General features: G+C 44.0%; 8 protein-coding genes. 1 reads left to right on the forward strand and 7 read right to left on the reverse strand.

From position 1 onward, the window contains the following. Positions 1-100: 100 nt before the first annotated feature. The gene (locus tag B3763_RS16015) at positions 101-823 is read right to left on the reverse strand and encodes a LytR/AlgR family response regulator transcription factor (protein ID WP_189629222.1); all 723 of its coding nucleotides are present in this window, start codon (positions 821-823) and stop codon (positions 101-103) included. Further along, positions 816-2840 carry a tetratricopeptide repeat-containing sensor histidine kinase gene (locus tag B3763_RS16020; protein ID WP_286747774.1) on the reverse strand — a complete coding sequence of 675 codons (2025 nt, stop codon included), beginning with the start codon at positions 2838-2840 and terminating at the stop codon, positions 816-818. Before B3763_RS16020 ends, B3763_RS16015 begins: the two co-directional genes overlap by 8 nt. Positions 2841-3089: 249 nt before the next feature. Here B3763_RS16020 and B3763_RS16025 point away from each other — a divergent pair, with 249 nt between their 5' ends. After that, positions 3090-4277 carry a PHP domain-containing protein gene (locus B3763_RS16025; RefSeq protein WP_286747776.1) on the forward strand — a complete coding sequence of 396 codons (1188 nt, stop codon included), beginning with the start codon at positions 3090-3092 and terminating at the stop codon, positions 4275-4277. Between the two features lie 65 nt (positions 4278-4342). On the opposite strand, the gene B3763_RS16030 is transcribed toward B3763_RS16025, so the two are convergent. The 5 genes from B3763_RS16030 to B3763_RS16050 form a co-directional block, all read right to left on the reverse strand. Then, complete coding sequence (locus B3763_RS16030) at positions 4343-4846, reverse strand: DinB family protein (protein ID WP_189629225.1); 504 nt, start codon at positions 4844-4846, stop codon at positions 4343-4345. 259 nt (positions 4847-5105) lie between these two features. Continuing rightward, positions 5106-5540 carry a hypothetical protein gene (locus tag B3763_RS16035; protein ID WP_286747779.1) on the reverse strand — a complete coding sequence of 145 codons (435 nt, stop codon included), beginning with the start codon at positions 5538-5540 and terminating at the stop codon, positions 5106-5108. Between the two features lie 3 nt (positions 5541-5543). After that, a complete protein-coding gene (locus tag B3763_RS16040; protein ID WP_286747780.1) occupies positions 5544-6053 on the reverse strand; it encodes a hypothetical protein in 510 nt (169 codons plus the stop codon). After that, positions 6050-7381, reverse strand: a complete 1332-nt coding sequence (locus tag B3763_RS16045) for a DUF58 domain-containing protein (protein WP_286747782.1) — start codon at positions 7379-7381, stop codon at positions 6050-6052. Before B3763_RS16045 ends, B3763_RS16040 begins: the two co-directional genes overlap by 4 nt. Continuing rightward, the coding region (locus B3763_RS16050) for an AAA family ATPase (RefSeq protein WP_414707140.1) at positions 7381-7619 on the reverse strand (239 nt) is incomplete at its 5' end. The genes B3763_RS16050 and B3763_RS16045, both read right to left, overlap by 1 nt.

Consider the following 7619-nt stretch of genomic DNA (forward strand, 5'->3'; position numbering starts at 1 on the left):
ATGATGCATCCAAGGTGGGCATTTTGATGGTGCGTGTTTTCGAAATGTCAGCCAGTGATAGGTTTCTGTAAGCCAATGAAGCTTTGGAGTAAGCCGAAGTTTAATATCGCTTTAGTTGAGCATAGAGATTCTCTTTAAAGGTTCGGCCCAATGGAATTTCATTGCCCCCAACCACTACTGTTTGTTCCTTTTCATTGATGCTTTCTATGTGGTTGCGATTCACTACAAAAGCACGGTGTATTTGTATGAACAAGCTTGAGTTGAGCTCTCTGACCATGGCCTTTACAGTATGTCGGGAAACCAGCTGATGCGTGGAGGTTACAATTTTGCAGTAATTGTCTCCGGCTGCTTCCAGCCACAGAATATCCTTGAGCCATACTTTTTGTAGTTTGTTGCCCGATTTTACAAAAAGCGATTCCTGATCGGTGGTTTGCGGTAAGGCGGTCGGGCCGGTGCGAGAGTTAAGGGCCAGGGTAATTGCGGCTTTTAGATTGTGGGTGTCAATAGGTTTTACCAGGTAAGATACGGGAGCCGACTGAGCCGCTTCAGATATGGTTTCAGTGTCGTTGTAAGATGTAGTGAAAATAACAGGCGGGCCTCCTGACTCGGCCAGTTTTTTGGCCAAACTAATGCCATTGTGTTTGCCGGGTAGTGAGATGTCCATCAGTACTACATCGGGATGTGCCTTTTCGATGGCGCTAAGGGCCATGTCGGCATGAGCGCACTCACCAGCTAACCGAAAGCCTGCTTCTTCTATGCTCAACTTGGTATTTTCGGCATGGATTAGCTCATCTTCTACCACAAATACGGTCACCTCAGGCATGTTTTAAATATACTAAAAAGGTGCTTCCCTCATAGGGTTCGGATCTTACGGCTACTTTACCCCCATTCATTCGTACAAACTCATGGACCAAATGCAAGCCTAAACCGGTTCCCTTCTCATTCTGTGTTCCCCTTCTTATTTTTTGCTCGTTTATGGAGAATAACTCGGCCTGCATAGGAGCGGGTATGCCTATGCCCGAGTCTTGAACACCTAGAACCACCCAGTTCTCTTCAATGGTTGAAAAAAGCTGTATGCGGCCTTGCTCGGTAAACTTAATGGCATTGGCCAGCAGGTTGCGCATTACTACAAAAAGACTCCCCCGGTCGGCCATCACTTTATGATTATCATCTATGGTGCTATGGATTGAGAGCCCTTTGGCCAACGCCTGAGGCTCGTAGATTTGAATAAGTTCAAGGGCTACCGCTTTGAGCGAAAGCGGCTGTGGTTTAGGTTCATAGCCGTGTAGCTGATCAATAGACCATTGCAGCAGGTTGTCTAACAAATGACCGATGTTGTGTGCACTCTTGTCTAGTTCCTTACCCAGAGTTTCCAGTTTGTGAGTGTCTTTACCGGCCATATAGTGTTTCATAAGTCGGCCAGAGCTTTGAAAGGCGCTGATATGGCTGCGGAGGTCGTGCGAAATAATGGCAAAGAATCGGTCTTTGGTTTTATTCAACCGTTCTAGCTCCGCGTTTTTCTGGTTCAGTTGTTTTTTACTCAGCGCAATTTTTCGATAGAAGTAGATAATGAGGGCGGCTAGAATAAGCGCACTGGCGAGCAGAGCAAGCAGAAGGTTGCGCTCTGAGTTTGCCTTTTCCAAAGCCAGGGTTTGAAGTGCTTTTTCTTGGTTGAGCTGAAGAATCTGAGCTTCTCGCTTTTCTGCTTCATATTGGGCGCTGAGCTTTTCAATTTGCTCTGCTCTTTCCAAAGAGTAGAGGTCTTTGTCTGTCTGTTGAAATAGCAGTGAATATTCATAGGCCTTAGTATAGTTGCCAACTGCTGCATAGGCCTCATAGAGGTTTTTATGACTGCCGGCCATTAGTGCTTTTGTGTTTAGCCTCTGCCCAATGGATAGTGCTTTGGCAGAAGTTTCTATGGCTTCACCAAACCGGTTCATTTTTAAGTAACCAAGTCCCAAATACATCAGAGCCAATCCCTCCGATTGCTCATTGCCTATTTCCTTGTTCACTTCTGTGGCGCGTTTGGCATAAGTCATTAGCTCATTCGTGTTGTTTAACTCTGCATAGCACAAAGCCATATTGTTGTAGAGTTTACCAAGAGAAAACAAGTCGTTTTGGCCGGCAAAAACCGGTTCTATACTTTTAAAATAGAGCAATGCCTGTTCATAGTTTTTTCGGGTGAGAGCCAGATTACCTAAGCCATTTTGTGCTTTGGCAGCGTTGAGGCTGTCTTTAACCATTCGGGCTTCATTGAGAGCCAGGGTAAAGTACTTAGCCGCCTGAGAGGTATCGCTTTGGTTGTCGTAGGTAATGGCCACATTGAGCAATGTGGAAGCCAGGTCGGCCTCTTTTGAACCAATAGCTCCCCGAGCCACCAGATCTTCTTTAATTCGAACGGACTGCAAAAAATTTTGACTGGACAGAAGCCAGTCTTCAGCATACAGAAAGTTAACCCCCAGGTTGTTTAGTGTGTATGCCATGTTGAGTGAGTCGCCAATACGGGTATAGTAATCCAGGTTTTGTTGCATGTAGTTAGCGGCTTGCTCAAAGTCTCCTTTTATGGTATAGGCTATACCCAGGTATTGGACTCCCGTACTTTTATGTTTTGGGTTTGCTAGTGTTTCACCCAGTGCCATTACCTGCTCTGCATAAAAAATGGCCGAGTCTACTTTGGAGTAGACATATCGGCCAAAAAGTTGCTTGGCGGTATTGAGCTTAACGGTGTCGTTGGGAGCCTTTTCGAAGGCGATGCGCAGTTGTTGAATACTCTGTGCCGAAAGGTTTGGAGAAAAGCTTGCTGCAAATCCAAAAAAAATAATCAGGAGTGAAGCTCTCATGGTTAAAAAATGCCCTATCTAAAGTACAGATTTATTGGCTAATAACAGTGATAATGAAAAAGCCCTGGTCACCGTATGTGGCAGGGCTTTTCGCTGGGTCATTAAAATAAATGGTTTTTTAACGCTTTATGTAAACTCAATCAACTATGAATGTATATCTCTTCAGATATTGTTGATACTCTCTTTACAGAATATACCCTATGTGGATTCTGATTTTTTTAGAACTTTCTGAAGCAAAACATACTGATAATGAAAACTTTATTTAAGTGTTGTGCCTCTCTAATACTCCTTGGCTTACTCTCTTGCCAAAATGAAGAGCAAAAGTGGTTTAAAGGAAATTTGCATACGCATACCTATTGGAGTGATGGTGATGCATTTCCTGAGATGGTCTTGGACTGGTATAAATCCAATGGTTATGACTTTGTGAGTCTTACTGACCATAATACTTTACAACAAGGCGAAAAATGGAAGAAGATTCCTAAAAGCCATATCTATCAACAGGCGTTCGATGATTATCTGTCGGCTTATGGAACCGACTGGGTAGAGTACTCCAGAGATTCTGCCGGACTGATGGTGAGACTAAAAACAGAAGAAGAGTACTTGCCGCTTTTTCAAGACAAAGACTTTTTAATTATGCGAGGGCTGGAAATCACCGATAGTTACAATGGCAAGCCTTTGCACATGAATGCCACAAATGTAAAGAACCTGATAGAACCAAGGCATGGCAATAGTGTGGCCGAAGTGCTGCAAAATAATATCAATGCTGTGCTGGAGCAGAGAGAGGCAACCGGTCAGCCAATAATGCCTCATATTAACCATCCCAATTTTGGTTGGGCTATTTCACTTGAAGATATGATTGCCCTCAAAGGGGAGCGCTTCTTTGAACTGTTTAACGGGCATCCTTCAGTAAATAACTATGGCGATTCAATTCGCCTGAGTACAGAGCAAATGTGGGATGCCATTAACATAGCTTATCTGGAAAGAGGGCAACCCATAATGTATGGTATTGCTACAGACGATAGCCACTACTACCATCAGTTTGGCCCGCAGTTTAGCAATAGCGGTAGAGGTTGGGTAATGGTTGAGGCCCGTGAACTTACCGGCAATGCAATTGTAGAGGCTATGGAAGAGGGTAAATTCTATGCATCTACCGGAGTTAAACTGAGCAACTATCGGGTAAAAGAGGGTACCATTTCGCTGACCATTGAAGCAGAAGAAGGAGTCACCTACAAAACGTCTCTGATTGGGGTGAGAAAAGGCAGGAAGAAAGCGGAGGTTTTTGCTATTAAAGGAGGAGCGGAAGTGCAGTTGGCCATTCCTAATGATGTGCTCTTTGTGCGCACCAAAATTGTGTCTTCCCGACTCAAAGAAAACCCTTTCGAAGAAGGAGACTTTGAAACGGCCTGGACCCAGCCTGTGGTACCACAGGGCCGGTAGTGTTAAAGGCATTATCTATTCAGGTGCCTATTAAGAGGCACCTGAATTAGTTTGAGTATTTGACCTTATCTTTCCCAAAAGAAAGGTGGCGCAATTCCGAGCGACCTCAAGTAAACATAGCCTTGAGCCCTGTGGTGTATCTCATTGTCGATAAAGTAAAATAACGTGTCGTAGTTGGCATTTTCATACTGACCAAAAGCGATTTCCACCTTCTGAAATCGTTCAGGAGCTATGGTGGGCCATGTTTTGTCGATCAGCGCTGTTACCTTATCCCACCGCTCTAGCAGGCCTTCTTTGGTTTGGGGCATTGTTTTGGTGTGGTCGAACTCTTCTACCTTTTCCCAGTTTCCGGTGGCTAAGCTTTTCACGCCAGGCTCGGCAATGTCAATCATTTCCATTACCATATGGGCGAAGGGTCGCATTCCACCAATGGAATGTGAAAAGAGCTTGTCTTCCGGAAAGGCTTCTATCACTCTTCTGGTTAGGTTTCTGTGACCTTGCCAGTGCCTTAGCATTACATCGGTTGAAACAAACATTTGTTCTTTGGAGGTTAGGGGTTGTGTTTCCATTTCTTTAGTGTTTAAAAAAAGTATGAATGAATTGATGGTGCCAAGTAAACAGGCTCCTGTGACAGCCCTATGTCAGTAGAGATTAATAAGGCTACTTTTTTTAGTGATTTATTAAATAAGGCTTAGGCCTCTGTTTTGGCTTAGGCATAGTGATCAATGCCGTTGGGGTTTGAATTGCTCCTTCCTGTGAAAGATTGTTTTTCTTATCTCCATCAAACTCTCTTGTCGAGCACTGCACATTGCTGCATGGCTGATAAGCTCAGGGGTTTTTCTGAAAACCCTGAAGGGTTAGTTTAATTACCGAAAAAGGGAACTTCTTGAATGAAACCAGACCCGATGGATTTTTTTCATAATGGGCGATCACCTGCTGGTTGTAGGACGAGCTGAAATATGGGGCCGAACCGCTAAGTGTTGTAGGAATATCTTGTCCTTCTAAAAAGAAGAACACCTCGGTAGTGCCGAGTTTTGAGTGTGGCTGAAAGTTGCCATACGCTTCCAGATCTGTCCAGTTGGTGTCGTTAACAGCAACTACATACACACGCGTGACAGGGCCGGTATTGTTCTCGTTTCTATAGCGCGCTACCTCTCTGAAGTTTGTATCGAGATGGCTTACTCCTTTTTGGCTAAAAGTCTTCCACATCATTAAAATGAGGATTATGCCAACAGCTAATCCAATAAGGCGCTTTGCTTTCATAGTCTAATTGGAGAGTAAGTAAAACCAGTCTTTTTTAAAGCTATCGAGGCGTAGATTATATTCTTGCAAGTAGAAAAAAAGAAGGATGACAAACAGGAGTAGGGCTAAGAATATGAAGTTGGCAATGTTGGCTCTGTGTTTCCACTTCAAGAGTGTTTTTGAGTCGTCCGGCTCTTTGTTCCACCAGAATGTAAAAAAGCAAATGAGTAAAAACTCTTGGTCTCTACCCATATGATTTCCATCGACCGTTGGGTCTTTTATATCAGGATGCTTCTTTCTTAGCTTTTCAATATCAGCTGTAGACTGGCCTAGATACCGTTGTTTTAAAGCGTCAGTTCCTGTGACATTGGGGTGGTAAAATGGAGATTGGGCTTTTTCATAAATCCACATGTGCAGAAAGATGCGGAATGCCGCAAATACCCAGAATATAGTGGTCCACAAACCCTGAGTCTGAAATAGAAATCTATCGCCAACAGACATACGTTCGTAGTAGCTAAGCAGAGACTCGGTCATATCAGCCCTCTCGATTTAAGCTCAAGGTACTTATTAATAGTATTCACACTTAGCTGTTCTGGTGGTGTTAGAATGCTGTGGATTCCGTGCCGTTGCAGCTCTTTGGCAATCAGGCGTTTTTCCAGGAGTAGTTGTTCGGCAATACCCTTTGTATATACTTCTTCCAAATCACTGGCCTTACTTTTGGTCAACTTGGTTACTTCTGTGTTTTCGAAAAATATGCAAACCAGCAGGTGATGTTGTCTAATGCGTTTTAGGTAAGGAAGTTGGCGGTGCAAAGCCGATAGCGACTCAAAATTGGTATAGAGCAATATGAGACTGCGCTGAGTGACCTTCCGTTTAATATTGGCATATAGTTGCCCAAAATCTGATTCTTTATAGGCTGTTTTTTGTTTGTAGAGGTGTTCCAGAATAAGGTTTAATTGCATGTTTCTGGAAGAAGCCGGCAAAATGGAGTTCACCTTGTGTTGAAAGGTGATGATGCCTGCTTTATCTCCTTTTTTGAGGGCAATGTTAGAAATTACCAATGAGGCATTGATGGCATAATCCAGCAAGCTGAGCCCTTCAAAAGGCATTTGCATTACCCGACCTTTGTCTATCACCGAATAGACCTGCTGCGACCGCTCATCCTGATATTGGTTAACCATTAATGCCGCTTTGCGAGCCGTAGCTTTCCAGTTCACCTTTCTGTAGTCGTCTCCCGAAACATAGTTTTTGATTTGCTCAAACTCCATGTTGTTTCCAATGCGCCTGATCTTTTTTACCCCAAAGGCCTGGAGCTGGTTAGACAAAGCCAAAAGCTCGTATTTGCGCATTTGTACGAATGATGGATAAACACTCACTGTTTTCTCAGTACCCAGTATGTAGCGTCTTTTTAATAAACCAATAGGCGTATTTACCAACAGGTTGATATTCCCGAAGTGATACTCCCCCCGTTTTGTGGGCCTTATGGAATAGTTAAACTCCTTTACTTCTCCGGTTTTTAAGGTGGTGGAAAATTGCTGATCTCTTATTTGCAGCTGCTCAGGTAGTTCATCATACAGGGCAATACCCACCGGATTGGCGTAGTGGTTTTCCACCCAAACAGATACCTGATTTTCATCTCCGTTAGAGAATTTTTCGGCACAATGGCGTTCGGCCGAGAGGCCCTTTTTTGTAAGAAACAGCCAGCAATAATCTATAATTAAGAGTGCCAGGGAGAAATATAACAACAGGTCGGCTATTATACTCACCGCGGGTAGAAGGTAGGCAAATATATGGGAGAACACCAGCACAAAAGCCAGCGTGTGAAAGCGGGGTGAAAAATATAGAGCCTTGAACAAGCGCATTAGCGAGGTACTTCTACTTTGGCCACCAACTGATTGATTACCTCATCTACCGAACTGCCTTCCATTTCTTTTTCTGGCGTAAGTTGTATGCGGTGCTTAAGCACAGGAGCCGCCAAAAACTTAATGTCGTCAGGGGTTACGAAATCGCGACCGTTGATGGCAGCAAAAGCACGGGCGCCATTGAGCAGTGCGAGTGATGCACGGGGCGAGGCTCCCAGGTATATAGACTGATCGTTGC

It is taken from the genome of Roseivirga sp. UBA1976 (assembly GCF_002336325.1).
Classification (GTDB): domain Bacteria; phylum Bacteroidota; class Bacteroidia; order Cytophagales; family Cyclobacteriaceae; genus Roseivirga; species Roseivirga thermotolerans.

Bases quoted from the DNA above. Each gene is read 5' to 3' on its own strand.
- B3763_RS16015 (WP_189629222.1), bottom strand. From the start codon at position 823: ATGCCTGAGGTGACCGTATTTGTGGTAGAAGATGAGCTAATCCATGCC.
- B3763_RS16020 (WP_286747774.1), bottom strand. From the start codon at position 2,840: ATGAGAGCTTCACTCCTGATTATTTTTTTTGGATTTGCAGCAAGCTTT.
- B3763_RS16025 (WP_286747776.1), top strand. From the start codon at position 3,090: ATGAAAACTTTATTTAAGTGTTGTGCCTCTCTAATACTCCTTGGCTTA.
- B3763_RS16030 (WP_189629225.1), bottom strand. From the start codon at position 4,846: ATGGAAACACAACCCCTAACCTCCAAAGAACAAATGTTTGTTTCAACC.
- B3763_RS16035 (WP_286747779.1), bottom strand. From the start codon at position 5,540: ATGAAAGCAAAGCGCCTTATTGGATTAGCTGTTGGCATAATCCTCATT.
- B3763_RS16040 (WP_286747780.1), bottom strand. From the start codon at position 6,053: ATGACCGAGTCTCTGCTTAGCTACTACGAACGTATGTCTGTTGGCGAT.
- B3763_RS16045 (WP_286747782.1), bottom strand. From the start codon at position 7,381: ATGCGCTTGTTCAAGGCTCTATATTTTTCACCCCGCTTTCACACGCTG.